This window comes from Streptomyces sp. NPDC085937, from assembly GCF_044540535.1.
Taxonomy (GTDB): Bacteria; Actinomycetota; Actinomycetes; order Streptomycetales; family Streptomycetaceae; genus Streptomyces.
This window is the reverse complement of sequence record NZ_JBITSH010000010.1, coordinates 37,085-53,184: the sequence shown is the minus strand read 5'-3', so window position 1 is coordinate 53,184 and position 16,100 is coordinate 37,085. Positions and strand designations below refer to the sequence as shown.

General features: G+C 71.5%; 10 protein-coding genes. 3 read left to right on the top strand and 7 right to left on the bottom strand.

Annotated features, from left to right (window positions below):
- Positions 1-115 precede the first annotated feature (115 nt).
- Positions 116-2,473: an AbfB domain-containing protein gene (locus tag ACIF8S_RS21320; protein WP_400000856.1), complete on the top strand. Its 2,358-nt coding sequence runs from the start codon at positions 116-118 to the stop codon at positions 2,471-2,473.
- A 78-nt stretch (positions 2,474-2,551) separates the two neighbouring features.
- Here ACIF8S_RS21320 and ACIF8S_RS21315 read toward each other — a convergent pair whose 3' ends face one another.
- The 3 genes from ACIF8S_RS21315 to ACIF8S_RS21305 all read right to left on the bottom strand — a co-directional run bounded on the left by ACIF8S_RS21315 (position 2,552) and on the right by ACIF8S_RS21305 (position 7,870).
- Positions 2,552-5,824 carry a LamG-like jellyroll fold domain-containing protein gene (locus ACIF8S_RS21315; protein ID WP_400000854.1) on the bottom strand — a complete coding sequence of 1,091 codons (3,273 nt, stop codon included), beginning with the start codon at positions 5,822-5,824 and terminating at the stop codon, positions 2,552-2,554.
- Positions 5,825-6,056: 232 nt separating this feature from the next.
- Positions 6,057-7,241, bottom strand: coding sequence for a GDSL-type esterase/lipase family protein (locus ACIF8S_RS21310; RefSeq protein ID WP_400000853.1), 1,185 nt, complete (start codon positions 7,239-7,241; stop codon positions 6,057-6,059).
- A 53-nt stretch (positions 7,242-7,294) separates the two neighbouring features.
- Positions 7,295-7,870, bottom strand: a complete 576-nt coding sequence (locus ACIF8S_RS21305) for a TetR/AcrR family transcriptional regulator (protein WP_400000852.1) — start codon at positions 7,868-7,870, stop codon at positions 7,295-7,297.
- A gap of 329 nt (positions 7,871-8,199) precedes the next feature.
- Between ACIF8S_RS21305 and ACIF8S_RS21300 the strand changes: the two genes are divergently transcribed.
- A complete protein-coding gene (locus ACIF8S_RS21300; protein WP_400000850.1) occupies positions 8,200-10,074 on the top strand; it encodes an ABC transporter ATP-binding protein in 1,875 nt (624 codons plus the stop codon).
- Positions 10,075-10,106: 32 nt separating this feature from the next.
- Here ACIF8S_RS21300 and ACIF8S_RS21295 read toward each other — a convergent pair whose 3' ends face one another.
- A complete protein-coding gene (locus ACIF8S_RS21295) occupies positions 10,107-10,919 on the bottom strand; it encodes a formate/nitrite transporter family protein (RefSeq protein WP_400000849.1) in 813 nt (270 codons plus the stop codon).
- Positions 10,920-11,065: 146 nt separating this feature from the next.
- A complete protein-coding gene (locus ACIF8S_RS21290; protein ID WP_400000848.1) occupies positions 11,066-11,404 on the bottom strand; it encodes an STAS domain-containing protein in 339 nt (112 codons plus the stop codon).
- A gap of 209 nt (positions 11,405-11,613) precedes the next feature.
- Between ACIF8S_RS21290 and ACIF8S_RS21285 the strand changes: the two genes are divergently transcribed.
- The gene (locus tag ACIF8S_RS21285) at positions 11,614-11,886 is read left to right on the top strand and encodes a hypothetical protein (RefSeq protein WP_400001225.1); all 273 of its coding nucleotides are present in this window, start codon (positions 11,614-11,616) and stop codon (positions 11,884-11,886) included.
- A 47-nt stretch (positions 11,887-11,933) separates the two neighbouring features.
- Here the strand turns inward: ACIF8S_RS21285 and ACIF8S_RS21280 are convergent, their stop codons facing one another.
- Together ACIF8S_RS21280 and ACIF8S_RS21275 are read right to left on the bottom strand one after the other, a co-directional pair.
- A complete protein-coding gene (locus ACIF8S_RS21280; RefSeq protein WP_400000847.1) occupies positions 11,934-12,725 on the bottom strand; it encodes a VOC family protein in 792 nt (263 codons plus the stop codon).
- A gap of 308 nt (positions 12,726-13,033) precedes the next feature.
- Complete coding sequence (locus ACIF8S_RS21275; RefSeq protein ID WP_400000846.1) at positions 13,034-16,045, bottom strand: family 16 glycoside hydrolase; 3,012 nt, start codon at positions 16,043-16,045, stop codon at positions 13,034-13,036.
- Positions 16,046-16,100 lie beyond the last annotated feature (55 nt).

The following is a 16,100-nucleotide window of genomic DNA, read 5'->3' as shown; positions in this document are numbered from 1 at the left end:
GCGGGCCTCCTGGCTCCCGCCGCCGCGTCCGGTACGGCGGCCGGTCACGCTCCTCGCGCGGCCGGCCGCTTCTCGCACGCGCACGTCTCCCACCCCCACTTCCCGAGGAGTGACGATGCGTAGGACACCCGCACCCGTCCCGCCCGCCGGCCGCCCGAGACCACGGTGGACGGCGGCCGTCCTGGCGGTGCTGGCCCTGCTGGCCGGCACCGCCCTCATCGTTCCCGGGGCCGCGACCGCGGCGCCGGCGGCGTGGACGCCGAAGCCGGCGCCGATGACCACGCCGTGGACCAACCAGGTTCCGGTCGATATCCCGCTGCCGGAGTATCCGCGCCCGCAGCTCACCCGCCCCGACTGGGCGAACCTCAACGGCATCTGGGACTTCGCCGTCACCTCGGCGGACGCCGGCCGGCCCGCCGTGTTCCCCGAGCAGATCCGGGTGCCGTTCGTCGCCGAGTCGGCGCTCTCCGGCATCCAGCGCCGGATCACGCAGAACGACAAGCTCTGGTACAAGCGCACCTTCACCGTCCCGTCCGGCTGGGACGGCCGGCGCGTCCAGCTGCACTTCGGCGCGAGCGACTGGCGCACCACCGTGTGGGTCAACGACCGGCAGGCGGGCGCCGTTCACGACGGCGGCTTCGACGGCTTCTCGTACGACATCACCGACCTGCTGGACCGGGGCGGCGCCAACACGATCGTCGTCTCCGTGTGGGACCCCACCCAGACCGGCACCCAGGCGGTCGGCAAGCAGCGGCTGAACGACGTCACCCCGCACCCGGGTGGGGGCATCTTCTACACGGCCGCCTCCGGCATCTGGCAGACGGTGTGGCTGGAGCCCACGTCGGCGGCGCACATCACCCGCCTCGACATGGTGCCGGACCTCGTGAACAACCGACTCAAGGTCACCGTACGGGGCTCCGGGACGAACGGACACCAGGCCCGTGTCACCGTCTCCTCCGGCGGTACCGCGGTCGGCACGGCCACCGGTCCGGTCGGCGCGGAGTTCACCGTCCCGGTGCCGAACGCCCACCGCTGGACACCCGACGACCCTTTCCTCTACGACGTGCGCGCCGGCCTGCTGTCCGGGTCGACGACGGTCGACTCGGTCGGCAGCTACACCGGCATGCGCACCGTCGGTCTCGCCCGGGTGGACGGTGTCCTGCGGCCCGTGCTCAACGGTCAGTTCGTGTTCCAGACCGGCACCCTGGACCAGGGTTACTGGCCCGACGGCATCTACACCGCGCCGACCGACGCGGCCCTGCGGTTCGACCTGCAGAAGCACAAGGACCTGGGCTTCAACATGGTGCGCAAGCACATCAAGGTGGAGCCGCAGCGCTGGTTCCACTGGGCCGACCGGCTCGGGCCGCTGGTCTGGCAGGACATGCCGTCCATGGAGCGCACGCCCGACGCGGCGGGGCGCGCCCAGTGGGAGGCCGAGTACCGGCGGGTCATCGACCAGCACCGCAGTTCCCCGTCGGTCATCATGTGGGTGAACCAGAACGAGGGCTGGGGCCAGTACGACCAGGCGCGCATCGCGAACGAGGTGAGGGCGTACGACCCGTCGCGGCTGGTGGACAACATGAGCGGGGTCAACTGCTGCGGTGCCGTCGACGGCGGGAACGGCGACGTCGTCGACCACCACGTCTACGTCGGACCCGGCACGACGGTGCCCAGCTCCACCCGGGCCGCGGTGCTCGGCGAGTACGGCGGACTGGGCTTCAAGGTTGCGGGTCACGAGTGGTACCCGGGTGGCGGCTTCAGTTACGAGGACCAGCCGGACCTCGCCCATCTGAACAACCGGTTCGTCGGGCTCCTCGACGGCATCCGCGAGGTGCGCCTGCCCCGGGGCCTGTCCGCCGCGGTCTACACCGAGATCACCGACGTGGAGAACGAGGCGAACGGCCTGCTCACCTACGACCGCCAGGTGGTCAAGGTGGACGAGGCACGGGTCCGGGCGGCCAACCGGGCGCTGATCGACGCCTCACGCTCACCGGCCGCCCCGGTGACCCTGCCCACCGGCCAGTTCCGGTCCCTGCGTGTCACCACGCCCGGCCACACGGACCGCTACCTGCGGCACAAGGACGGCGCCGCGTTCACCGAGGTGGTGAACGGCGGCAGCGGTGCGCTGCTGAAGGCCGACGCCACCTGGCGGATCGTTCCCGGCCTGGCGGACACCTCCTGCTACTCGTTCGAGTCGCGCAACTACCAGGGCGAGTACCTGCGGCACCGCGGGTCGCGCGTGCACAAGGAGGGCGGCAGCGGCGACCTGTTCCGCGCCGACGCCACGTTCTGCCCGGTACGGGGAGCGAACGGCGGGGTCCGGCTGTCCGCGTACAACTTCCCCGGACAGTATCTGCGCCACTACGACGCCGAGTTGTGGCTGGCGGTCCCGGGCGGGACGCGCGCCTACGACTCCCCCGCCCTGTTCACCGAGGACACGACCTGGGCGGTGGAGGCGCCCTGGACACCCTGAGCCGTACACCGGCCCGGGGATGACGGGCACGCGAGAGGGGGCGGTCGCCGTGGCGTCCGCCCCCTCGTCGTGCCGGTGTTACGGCTTCTCCGCCTGGTGGAGGGCGGTCACCTCCTCGGCGGTGAGCGCCTTGTCGTAGGCGTGGACCTCGTCCACGGAGCCGTTCCAGAAGTCGGTGTCGTCACCGTTCCACTTGGCGCGGCCCACCGCGAGGGGACCGGAGCCCACGTAGTTCGGGCCGCCCGTGACGGTCGCCGCCTTCTGTCCGTCGACGTACAGCGTGATCTGGTTGGTGGCGCCGTCCCGGACGCCCACCAGGTGGTACCAGCGCCCGAGTTCGGGCCGGGTCTCCAGGCGTGCCCGCCTGCCGTCGGGGGTGCTGAAGGCGAAGGCGCCCTGGCCGTACTGGAGGTAGAAGGGGCTCGCCTGGCGCCGGCCGTCCTGGCTGACGGCGGTGGCGTAGTTGCCCGGCAGCGCGTCGAGGGTGACCCAGGCGGAGACCGTGTAGCTGCCGGTGGTGTCGAGCACCGGCCCGTCCGTCTGGGCGAACTGCCCGCTGCCGTCGAACTTCAGCGCGCTGCCGCTGACCCCGGTGGTCCAGGTGGTGCCCGGGGTGAGCTTCAGCGTCTTGCCGTTCGGACCGTTGTCCTCGGCGGTGGTGCCGGTGCCCTCGTCGAGGGACCAGTGGCCGCCGCCCTTGAGTCGCTCCCGCCGGCCCGCCGCCGCGCCGGCCGCGACGACCTTGAGGTTGATGTCGCGCACCTGCTCCGGGTCGACCTTGATCTCCCGGCGGTCGTACGTGTAGAGGCCGTTGAGCTCGTTCTCCAGGTCGGTGATCTGGGTGTACACCGAGCCGGACAGCTCGGCGCCGGCCTGGTCGAGGTAGAACCTCTCGGTGTTCTCCACGTACTTGCGGGTCAGTGCCTCCTTGCTGTCCACGCCGCTGTAGATGACGGTGGGCGGGCCGGGCCACATGTGCCCCGGGGAGCGCAGCGTGAAGCCGCCGTGCTCGCCGTCCATGGCCGCGCGGTGGTCCGGGAAGGGCGGGTCCTCGTTGGTGTAGTCGTGGTGGTCGATGATGTCGCCACGGCCGGAGTCACCCTTGCTGTTGCAGCAGTTGACCCCGCTGTGGGCGTTGACGACGCGGGAGGGGTCGGCGGCCTTGACGGCGTCGGTGAGCTTGCCGGTCTCCTCGCGGTTCCACTCGCCCCAGCCCTCGTTGAAGACGATCCAGCCGATGACGGAGGGCGAGTTGTGGTGCTGGCGCATCATCTCCCTGCCCTGGTCGACGAAGGCCTTCTGACCGGTCTCGTTCGTGATGTTGCCGGAGACGAAGTCCTGCCAGACCAGCAGGCCGAGCCGGTCCGCGTGGTAGAACCAGCGCGGCGACTCCACCTTGATGTGCTTGCGGACGGCGTTGAAGCCGAGCTGCTTGTGCGCCTTCAGGTCGAACGCCAGGGCGTCGTCGCTGGGCGCGGTGTAGAGGCCGTCGGGCCAGAAACCCTGGTCCAGGGTGGCGAGGGAGAAGACGGGCTTGCCGTTGAGGACGAGCTTCTTGTAGCCGCCCACGTCCTCGATGCCTATCTTCCGCATGCCGAAGTAGCTGTCGACCGTGTCGGTGGAGCGGCCGTCCTTCAGCGTGACGTCGAGGTCGTAGAGGTAGGGGTCGTCCGGGCTCCACAGGTGCTGGTCGGCCACGGGCAGGTTCAACTGCTTGCCGGCCGGGCCGGTCACCTTGCCGACGACCTTGCCGCGGTGGTCGCGGGCGACGGCCTCGACGCGTGCCTTCGCGGACGCGCCGGCCGACTCGACGGTCACGGCGAGGGTCCCGGTGTCGATGTCCGGCGTCGTGACGACGTTGTCGATGGACGTCTCGGCGACGGGTTCCATCCACACGGTCTGCCAGATGCCGGAGGACTGGGTGTACCAGATGCCGCCGGGGCTGGTGGACTGCTTGCCGAGCGGCTGGTCGGCGCCTCCGGTGTCGGTGACCGCGACGACGATCTCCTGAGGGCCCTTGCGCTTGAGCGCGTCGGTGATGTCGGCGCTGAACGCGTTGTAGCCGCCGGTGTGGTCGGCGACCTTCTTGCCGTTGACCCAGACGCGGGCCTGGTAGTCGACGGCGCCGAAGTTCAGCTTGAGTCTTTCCTTGCCGCCCTTGCCGACCTTCCAGTTCTTCGGCACGTCCACGAGCTTGCGGTAGAACATGTGGTCCTCGTGCCGCTCGATCCCGGAGAGCAGCGACTCCGCCGGGAACGGCACGATGATCTTCTCGTTCAGGTTCTTGCCGAAGACGGGCTGCTCCCCCGCCTTCGCGCCGCTGAACTGCCACGGCCCGTTGAGGTTCTTCCACTGCGTGCGGACCTGCTGGGGGCGCGGGTACTCGGGCAGCGGGTTGTTCTTGTTCACCTTGTCGCCCCACGGGGTGGTGAGGCGGTGGGTGGAGACGTTCTCGGCGTAGCGGGCGACACGGGGTACGGTCTCGCCGCCGGCCTTGAGGCCGCCCTCGCCGTCGTAGACGACGCGGACCGTCTGGTTCTTCTGGATCGCCTCGGAGAGGGTGACCTGGAGGGAGTCGCGGTCACCGGGGACGGTCCTCACCGACGTGATCGGCATGGCCGTGGTGTCGGCCTCGACCTTGAGGTGCCCGGCCACCCGCGCGAGATCGCTCACCCGGCCGTCGAAGCGGGCGCGCAGCGTGCGTCCGTCCCGGCCCACGGTCAGTTCGACGGGGTAGACCTCGAAGTCGGCGGGCGGGGTGAACGCCGTCATGGGGACGAGCTGTTTGGGGAGCGTCGGCGTGGACCAGCGCAGGAACATGTTCGCCCCGCCGACGTCCTGGAACATCTCCATGCGGAAGTCGTACTTCTTGCCGGCCGTCAGGGTGACCGGGGCGCTGGTCTGCTCGCGGTCCCAGTCGGGCTCCCAGTGGTCGATGACCGGCTCGCCGTCGATGAAGAGGCGGAAGCCGTTGTCGCCGATGGCGTGGAAGGTGTAGTCGTCGGTCTTCGGCACCTCGATCTGGCCGGTCCACCGGGCGGTGGTGTGCTCCGTCTGCCCGGTGAGCTCCTCGAACGTGCCGGCCAGACCGGCGAGGTTGATCTGCGGCTCGAGCTGGGTGCCACCGAGTTCGGCGAAGTCCCGGGCGCCGGGTGCCGACATGCGGAAGTACTCGCCTTTCAGCCCGTGCACCGTCACGTCGCTGTCGGCGGCCCGGGCGGCGGACGCACCGTCGGCTGCCGGTGCCGCGGCCGTCGCCGCGGGCGCCAGGGCGCCCGTGGACAGGGCCAGGGCTGTCACGGTCAGCACGGCCCACCATCTGGATCGCGGGCGGGGGTGTTGTCTGGTCATCGAACCTTTCCTCGCGCTGGGGGCATGGGGCCACGGCGGAACGGGGGTGGCCGTCAGCTCCGCCGGGAGTTATTCCAACGTTGGAAATCCGGTGTGCAGCGGAATGACAACACGAGGTTCGGCGGCTGTCCAGGCTTTGCGCAGAGGTGACTGTGCGTCAACAGTGATTGTGCTTGCGGATCTTGACCTCGACCGCGAACGGCCGCCCCGGGGACGGGGCGGCCGGCCCCGGTCAGCTCTCGGCGTCGGCGAAGGGGCCGCCGTCCGCGAAGACGTGGGCGGCGAAGTGCTCGCCGATGCGGCGGTGGGCGGCCGCGTCGGGGTGCAGCCGGTCCGGCAACGGCAGTTCGGCGTGGTCCGCCTCGCCGTACAGCACGCGGCCGTCGACGTAGTGAAGGCGCGGGTCGTCCTTCGCACGCTCCTCCACGATGCGTGCCAGTTCGTCGCGCACCACGTTCAGCGTCAGCTTGCCCTCGGCCCGCTCCTCCGGGTCGCCGGAGGCGGTGAAGGACAGCTTCCCCTCGGCGAGCCGGCTGTAGTCGAAGGCCGTGGGGCCGGGGGTGTCCTCGTGGATGGGGCACAGGATCGGCGAGACGACCAGCAGCGGGGTGTCGGGGTGCCCCTCCCGGACGGTGTCCAGGAAACCGTGCACGGCGGGACCGAACGCGCGCAACCGCATCACGTCGGCGTTGACGAGGTTGATGCCGATCTTCAGGCTGATCAGGTCGGCCGGCGTGTCGCGTATCGTCCGGGCGACGAACGGGTCGAGCACGGCGCTGCCGCCGAAGCCCAGGTTGACCAGTTCCACCCCGCCGGCCGCCGCGGCGAGCGCGGGCCAGGTGGTGGTGGGGCTCGCCGCGTCGGAGCCGTGGCTGATGGAGCTGCCGTGGTGCACCCAGGTCCGCCGGCCCGAGGGCGGCGCCGGCTCCACCGGGGCGTCGGTGCGCAGGGCGACGAGCGCGGTGATCTCGTTGTACGGCAGCCAGATCTCCACGGTCTTGTCGCGGTCGGCCAGGCCGTCGAAGCGCACGCCGCCCGCGGGCCCGGAGCTCATCTCGGCGTTCCCGGTGGACATGTCGATGGTGACGGTGTTGCCGCCGGTCGCGGATGCCTGCCCCGCCTGCTCGCCGTCGACGACCAGGTCGTACCGGCCGTCCGGGCGGGGCGGGGCGCCCGCGTAGACGCGCTTGGTGGGGACCGTGTCGAGCTCGACGACGGTGGCCCGGGTACGGAAGACCAGGCGGACGCCGGAGGGCTGGGACTCGGCCATGGCGAGCTGTCCGTCGGTGTTCTGCGCGCGCGCCCAGGCGGGCAGGCGGTGCGGCAGCAGGCCGTCGTGCGTCTGCTCCAGGTCGAGGGCACCGCGCACGAGGTCCGCGGTGACGGGTGTGGTGTGGGCAAGGGGTGCGGAGGTCATGTCTCGGTCCGTCCGTGGAGGGGGTGGCGGGGGCGGGAGGGGGCGCCGCGGGGTCAGGGCGCGGGCGGCCAGGTGCGCAGGAGGGCGTCCAGCGCGTCGAGGACGCGGGACCAGGTCTCCTCCGTGTCGGGCGCGCTGTGACTGAAGCCGCCGCCCATCTCGATGCTGACGTAGCCGTGGAAGACGCTGCCCAGCAGGCGGACGGCGTGGGTCTGATCCGGTTCGTCCAGGTCGTAGCCGCGCAGCAGGGCCCGGGTCATCCGGGCGTGCCGCACTCCCGCGCTGGCCGCGGCGGTCTCCGGGTCGAGCCGGAACTGGGCCGCCGCGTAGCGGCCGGGGTGCTCCCGGGCGTAGTCGCGGTAGACGTTCGCCAGGGCGACCAGGGCGTCCTTGCCGGCCCGTCCGGCGAGCGCGTCGGCGGCGCGGTCGGCCAGCTCCTCCAGGGCGAGGAGCGCGATGCGGGTCTTGAGGTCGTGCGAGTTCTTCAGGTGCGAGTACAGGCTCGCCACCTTGACGTCGAAGCGCCGGGCGAGCTCCGAGACGGTCACCTGATCGAACCCCACCTCGTCGGCGAGGTCCGCGCCTGCTTCGGTCAGGCGCTCGGTGGTGAGTCCTACGCGCGGAGCCATGAGCGATCCCCTCTTTCGGCTACAACGAGTGTGCCATTACCTAAAGCATTTAGGCAAAAGCGGGAGGGGTGAAGCTGCTCACACGGCGGCTGCGGGCCGTCGGGGGCTGGTCGCGCAGTTCCCCGCGCCCCTTACGGGGTGCCTCCCTCATCGGCGTTTCGGCCACCCGGGGTCACTCGACCGCCCCCGGCGCCCAAGCACTCGTACCCCGGCCGCCGCGTCCCGCACGGGCAGGACGTCGTCCGAAACACGTGTGTTCGATACCGGCGGCCTCCTCGTTGAGCCGGGTGCCGTCGCCCTCACCCCTCGGACCAGCAGGGAGAAGTGCCGTGACCCGACCCACCACCCAGGCCGCCCCGCCCCCGCCGCCCGCCGAGATCACCTTCTCGGGACACCACTCCGTCAACCCGCTCGGGCAGGTCGGCTTCCGCGCCCTGTGCTCCCAGCTCCCCGCGGTGCTGCGGCGGATCTGCGCCATGGCGTGGCAGACCGACCGCCGGGCCGTGCTGATGCTCCTCACCTGCCAGCTGGTGACCGGGGTGTCCGCGGCCCTCCTGCTGACCGCGACGGCCAGGGCGATGGGCCCGCTGCTCGGCTCGGGCGCGGTCGAGGACCGGCTGCGCGGTGCGCTTCCGGCGCTCGTCGTCGTCGCTGCGGCGAGCGCCGTCGCCCGGGCGTCGGTCGCGCTGGCCACGTACGCCGAGCGGCGGATCACCCCCCGGCTGACCACGGAGACCGACTGCGCGCTGGTCGAAGCGGTGTGCCGGGTGGAGGCCGAGGCGTACGCCGTGGACGGGTTCGCCGACCGTCAGGAGGCGGCCGAGATGGGCGTGATGCGCACGCACGTCATGGTGACGGACGCCCAGCGCTTCATGGCCGCGCTCATCAAGATGGTCACCGCCGGCGGCGTCCTGTCGGTGCTGAACCCGCTGATGCTGCCGCTGCTCCTGCTGGCCGTCGCCCCGGCGGGCGCGGGAGCCGTCCTCACCGCGCGCGTCGACTACGAGATCCACTACGCGAACGTCGCCGACCGCACCGTGCGGGGCATGACGCGCTGGTGGGCGACCACCCCGAAGTACGCCGACGAGGTCCGCGCCAACGGCATGACCGACTACATCCTCCACTGGTACCGCGCCCTGTCCGAGCGGGTGGACCGGCGGTCGCTGGCCGCCGCCCCGCGCACCCTGCGGATCGCCCTGCTGTCGTCCCTCGCCGGCGGCGGGTTCCTGGTACTGACCTGGGGAATGCTCGCCTGGCTCGCGGCCACCGGGCGCATCGCCCCGGCCGTGGCCGCCACGGCGGTGATCGCCGTGCAGACGACGCTGGCGGCGCTGTCCCAGGTCGTCATGAACGGCGCCGCGGTGTTCCACACCAGCCTGTACCTCAGCGACATGCAGGCGTTCCTCGACGACGCCGCCGCGCGGGCCCCTCGGCGGGGGCGGGAAGAGGTGGGAGCCCGGGTCGAGGAGATCCGCCTCGAGGAGGTCACCTACCGCTATCCGGGCAAGGAGAGGCCCGCCGTGGACGGCGTGTCGCTGACGCTGCGGCGCGGCGAGATCCTCGCCGTCGTCGGCGTCAACGGGTCCGGCAAGAGCACCCTGACCCGGCTGATCACCGGCATCTACGTCGCGGACAAGGGCCGGGTCACCTGGAACGGCGTCGACCTCGCGGACACCGACCCCGCGTCGGTGTGGCGCCGCACCGGTCTGGTGCCGCAGATCTTCGCCCAGTGGCCGCTGCGGGTGCGCGAGAACGTGACGCTCGGGCAGCCGCGCGGCGCGGGCGACGACGAGGTGTGGGAGGCGGTCGACGCGGTCGGGATGCGCGACGCGGTGCAGGGCCTGTCCCGCGGTCTCGACACGCTCCTGGCCCGTGAGATCTTCGGCGGTGCCGAACTGTCCGGCGGCCAGTGGCAGCGGCTCGCCTGTTCCCGGGCCCTGTACCGGCGTCCGCCGCTGCTGATCCTCGACGAGCCGACGTCGCAGATGGACCCCCGCGGGGAGCACGGCATCTTCGAGCGGATCAAGGCGATCGCGGGCGACCGCATCACCATCGTGGTGACCCACCGCCTGGAGAACACCAGGATCGCCGATCACATCGTCGTCATGGAACAGGGCCGCATCACCGAGCACGGCACCTACGACGACCTGGTCCACGCCGGGGGCACCTTCGCCGACCTGCTGCACCTGTCGCAGGACCGCTGAAGCCTCGCGGGAAAGGCCGGCGGCGCCAGGGCTCAGGCGCCCCCGGCCTTCGTCGAGGGTTTGTCCTCGCTCAGCACCGGCGCACTGCGCACGAGGCGCAGTGCCGTCGTCAGCAGCAGGCCGCCCACGACGTTGCCGAGGACCGCCCAGGCCAGCCACACCAGCCAGTCGCCGTACCCGTAGGACGTGCCGCCGGCGTGCAGGCCGGCGAACGCGATCAGGGAGTCCAGGACGGAGTGCCAGAGTCCGAGCCCGGCGAGCACGAACGCCGCCGAGACCGATGCGACGATCTTCCCGGTCATGGATTCGGTGCCCTGGTGCATGCGGGTCATGAGCGTGATGACGCCGCCGCCCAGTACGGCCAGGCAGAAGGTGCTCAGGGAGTACCCGCCGTCGACGAACTTCGCGCCCGCCACGGCCGCCGTGCCGTGCAGCTCCGGGAAGGCCCGCATCACGATCCAGAGGAACGCCCATCCGCCGACCAGGTTCATCACCAGGACCGTCGCCCACATCCGCAGCAGGCCGAGCCAGGTGGCCGCGCCGGCGATCACGGTGGCGACCGGGACCAGGAAGCCTTCCGTGAACAGTTCGCTGTGCCCCAGCAGCAGGGCGATCAGCCCCACGGAGAAGGCCAGGCCGGCCAGGAGGTCGCTGCCGGTCTCGTGCTGCACGAACAGCAGCGTCATGACGCCCACGCCCACGTCGATACCGCCGAGCAGCGAGGTGGCCACCAGCGAGATCCAGGTGCGGTGCAGACGTGGGCGCCCCTCCTCCACCATCCGTTCCGCCGCCTCGGCGACGCGCCGCTCCCCCGGGCCTCGCATGATCTGGTCGTCAGGTTCCATGGCGGTTCCCCGCTTCCGGCTTCCCTCGTCTCATGGACACGATTGCGGCCCCTCGGGGGCGCCAGTGCTGCCGTGTACCCCGGCAGGTCCGTGCGTACCACGCCACCGGTGCGGCGGCGGACGGGGGCGGGACGGCCGGCCCCCTGTCAGTCGTCGAGCAGGGCCGTCGGCGTGTCGGGGAAGAGCCGGCTGAATTCCAGGTCGGGCCTGACCTCGGCGGCGAGAACCAGCAGCCGCAGCGGCTGGGGGGCGAGGTTGGTCACCGTCGTCTTGCGGAGCGGATACTCCGGTGTCTTCTCCTCGAACAGCAGGTGGAGACCGGCGACGTCCATGAAACGGGCGTGTTCCAGGTCCCAGACCAGTTCGGTCACGCTCGGCGGCAGCCCGCCGGCGGCGGCGCGGAGAGCGGGCAAGGTGTCGTAGTCGATGTCTCCGTGCACGGTGATCCGTGCGGTGGAACCGTCGATGTGTGTGGTGAAGTGCATGGTGGGCGGCCCCCTTCTAGGGGGTTGTGAGCCCAAAGGCGATGCCCCTGGCGGGGGGGCCGACGATGGCGGATCCGACTGCCCTGATAGGGGGCGACTGCCAGGACCCACGAGCCGGCACCCTGACGCCGACCAGTCTCTTGTCCTCCCATCATGGCACGGCGAGTTGACGATCACCTACGATGCGGCCATGATCTACGGCCCGGGCGGTGCGCGACGACCGCCCGGCGTGCCGCTCACGACGCACCGACGTGCGCATCTCACCGACACCACGTCGGCACCCCGCCTCCGCCGGCGCGGCTTACGACGTCGGGTGCGCTATCTCCTGCGACCGCGAGGACTTCGAGCCGTGCCGGCCGGTGCCGCGCCGCTGTTCCGGGGAGGGGCGGCCGACCGCGACCATGATGGTCCGCGGGCTCGCGGATCCCCGGATGAAGATCGAGATCGAGGTGGAGGCCCGGCGGGCCGACCCCGCCGGCTGACCGCCCGCGCCCGGAGGGCCGGTCCCGCCGCCTGACCGCCCGGTCCGTCAGCTCCCCGACGGGGTGAGCAGGACGAAGTCGGCCCGGAAGGGATCGAGGCACAGGGCCATCCGGCCGACCCCCTCCGCGTCCACGGGGCCCATCTGCACACTGCCGCCCTTCCCGGTGACCTGGGCGACGGCCGCGTCGCAGTCGGCGACCGCGAACACCGGGTGCCAGTACGGCCGCCCGCCCGCCAGCGACAGGGCGTCCTCGCCGACCTGGAGCAGACCGCCGTGCATCCGCTCCTCGGGCAGCCCGGACGGCGTGATCAGGGTGTACGTGCCCTCGTCGCCCGGCATCGGCATGTCGCTGAACCGCCACCCGAGGACGTCCCCGTAGAACTGCCGGGCCGCGGTCGCGTCGCTCGTGTACAGCTCGGTCCAGCACAGCGAGCCGGGCTCGTCGACCAGGTCGACGCCGGCGCTCTCCTTGGGCTGCCACACGGCGAACTGGCCGCCCAGCGGGTCGCTGTACTGCGCCATCCGGCCCCACTGCTCGATGTCCATCGGAGGGACGCGGACGGTGCCCCCGCCGCTCTCCACGGCCCGGGTCGTGGCGTCCGCGTCGGAGACGGTGTAGTAGATCATCCAGGCCGGCCGGGCGCCCTCCTCGGTGAGTTTGCCCAGGCCGGCGACCATCTTGCCGTCCTTGCGGAACATGCCGCCCTCGACGTCCTCGTCCATCGGTTCGTAGTCCCAGCCGAGGACCGCGCCGTAGAAGGCGGCGGCGGCCGGGACGTCGGGGACGCCGAGGTCGAGCATGCAGGGCGAGCCGGGGGCGAAGTCAGTGGTGATCACCGCGAGGTCCTTTCGGAGCTGGCCTACGGCCTCAGCCTGCCACCGGCCGCAGGTGCCCGCCCTCCGGCTTCGCCGTCCGGGCGTCCCGGACGGCGAGAAGTCCGTGTTCCCACGCCTCCCTCTCAAGGCAGGCGGTGGTGGCGCCCGGGGCCTCGTCCCACGCGCGCGGGATGAAGTGGGCGAGTCGCTCGACGCCGTGCCGTCGCCCCGTCCGGGAGAGCGGCAGCCCGCCGCACGGTGCGCCTCCACACGGGTGTGGCCGGGTCCCCGCGGACCCGGCCACCACCCTGCTCCTCCTCAGCCTCGCGTCACCTCAGCGGCTCGATGCGGATGTTGCGGTAGCGCACCGTGCTGCCGTGGTCCTGCAGCCGGATCGCCGCGGCCGCCGGTCCCTCGGGGGCGCCGCCGCCCGTCGGACCGTCGACGGCCACGTCGTCGTGGATCTTCTTGCCGTTCCACACCACCGTGATCCGGGCGTCGGACGTCTTGTGGCCCTCGGCGTCGTACCGCGCGGCGCGGAAAACGATGTCGTACGACTGCCACGTCTCCGGCGGGAGGGCGGCGTTCACGTCGGGCGCCTTCTTCTGGTAGACGGCGCCCGCCTCGTCGGTGGCGGGGGTGGTGTCACCGTAGGAGTCCAGGATCTGGATCTCGTAGCGGTCCTGGAGGTAGACCCCGCTGTTGGCGCGGTCCTGACCGGTGACGTCCGGGGGCAGCTTCGGCAGCCAGTACTCGACGTGCAGCCGGAAGTCGTCGTAGCTGTCCTTGGTGCGGATGTCGCCGCAGCAGACCTCCGCCGCCCCGCCGGCGACCGGCCACTGCACCGGCCGCCCGTCGGTGTGCTGCCACCGGTCCAGGCCCCGGCCGTCGAACAGGGTGACCGGTGCGCCGTGCCGGTCGACGGTGATCAGGTCGATGTTGACGTGCCCGGTGTCGCCCTCGTCGACCCGGTAGGCGACGGTGTTGTGCCCGGCGCGCAGGCGCACCGTCTCCCTCTGGGTGGACCAGGTCTCCCAGTCACCGGTGCTGCGCAGCTGCGTCTGCCTCACCTTCTGCCCGTTGACGTACAAGGAGAGGGACTTGGTGCCCTGGAAGGGGTTCGGGCCGTTGGAGTAGCGCAGGCCCACGTCGTATTCGCCGGCCTTGCCGGCCGTGACGTCGAAGGTGGTCGTGGCGCCCTGGGTGCCGTACCGGTCGACGAAGCCGCTGCCGGAGTATCCGCGGTGGTCGGTGTTGATGCCGGCCGCGCCGGTCAGGGACGCCTCCTCCGCCTCGTACACCGGGCCGGGTGCGGGCTGCGGGCCGGGCAGGGCGTTGAGGGTGTACCAGGCCTCGGTGCTCCACAGGGTCTCGCCGGACGCGGAGCTGAACGGGCGCGGGGAGCGGACGTGCACCACGCGGCCCGGCTTGAGGCCGTCGATCGCCAGGGTGACCTTCTTGCGGTCGGCGGACAGCTTCGCCGAGGTCACTTCCAAGGTCTCCTCGGCGATCTTCGGGCCGCCGTAGTCGCGGGTCGGGGTGTAGCGCCACTGCTCGGCCCGGTAGTGGCTCACCAGGTTCTCGGCGGTCTCCTGCGACAGCGGCTGGGTGTACTCCAGCTCGAAGCCGCCCTTGCGCACCCGCATGGCCTGGATGTCGAAGGTGTTGCCGCCGTTGGGCGTCAGCTTCTGCAGACCGAACTTGAGCTTCCCCTCCTGGCCCCAGTTGCCGTCGGCGCCGAGGCCACCGACGTAGATGGCGCCGTCGGGGCCCATGCTGATCCGGTTCACGCCCGCTTCGAGGCCCTGGGTGAAGCGGAAGACGGCGCCCTGGTACTGGCCGTCGACCTTCTCCAGGTAGGCGCGCTGGAGGCCGCCGTAGGTGACGTCGCCGAACAGCATCTGCCCCTTGAAGCGCCCCTTGGTCAGGTACAGCGGTGTGCTGGGCGAGTTGGCGATCTCGTTCTGCGGCAGCCACAGCACCGGCTGTGTCACCGGCTGCTGGTCGAAGGGGCCGGTGGGGTTGGTGTAGTGGTTGAAGAAGCGGTCCTGCCGGACGTGGACCAGCTTCGAGGCGGGCAGCCAGCCGCCCTGGTTGTCGGTGACGAACATGCCGCCGCCGGGTCCCCAGCCGATGCCGTTGGGTGTGCGGAGGCCGCCGGCCAGGTAACTGACCTTGCCCGTCTTCTTGTTCACCTTGACGGTCACGCCCCGGCCCGGTGCGGGCTGCGGGTCGGTGGTGGCTCCGCCGTAGTCGATGGCGACGGACAGGTTCAGGTAGAAGTGGCCCTTGTCGTAGAGCAGTCCGAAGGCGAACTCGTGGAAGTTGCCTCCGTACGGCCAGGTGGCGACGGTCCGGGACCGGTCCAGGAAGCCGTCCCCGTCGCTGTCGCGCAGCTCGGTCAGCTCGTGCTTCTGCGAGACGTAGATTGTGCCGTCGACGACCTTCAGGCCCATCGGCTCCTTGAGTCCGTCGGCGATCTTCGTGGCCCGCACCTGGTCGGGTCCGGTGGGGCCGGTGGCGTGGTCGAGGACGTACACCTCACCGGCCGTGTTGTCGGTGCCGCCCCAGGTGCTCACCACCAGCCGGCCGTCGGGCAGCCAGTCCATGCCGGTGACCTGCGGTTCGAAGCCTTCGGGGCGCAGGTCGGTGAGCGTGTGGTCGGGGCGTACGGCGTTCAGCGGCAGGCCGTCGCCGGGCGAGTCGGAGATGCCCTCGCACTCCTTGCGGCCCGGCGCGGTCACCCGGACCACCCCGGCGTCGGTGCTCAGTGCCTCGTTCGGCACGGTCGTGAAGCCGTCGGCGCCCGGCGGCCGCCAGGCCAGGGTGAGCTGCTGGCCGCCGCCGCGCTCGAAGTGGTCGATGCGCAACGCGTGCAGGCCCGCGGTGAGTTCGACGGTGCCGTCCTTGGGTTCCGCGCCGTGCAGTCCGTCGTGGTCGACGACCACCCGGTCGTCGACCGTCAGCCGCGAGCCGTCGTCGCTGATCAGCCGGAAGGTGTACGAACCGTCGGCCGGCACCTGGACGTTGCCGGTGACCTGGCTGACGAAGTTGTCCGCGAACCCGCCGAAGTCGTCGGTGGAGCTGAAGTCGACGACCGGGGCCAGCCGGTCGACGTTGGGCGTCTGGCCGGGCTTGAGGGTGCAGATCTCCTCGAGCGGGACCTGCACGTCGAACACGCGGAGGGTGACGCCGGGCTCCTGGGGCGGCACCTCGGCCCGCGGCGCGGCGCCCGGGCGGGCGGAGGCCAGGGGCGACCCCCACACCCCGCCCGCGAGGAAGGCGCCGACGATCAGACCTGTGAGGGATCTTCGGACATGCCGGTACAGCCGTGCGTCCATGCTTCCTCCTGCTGGGTCGACCGGAGGGCCGGATCAACTCCGGTACCGAATGGGC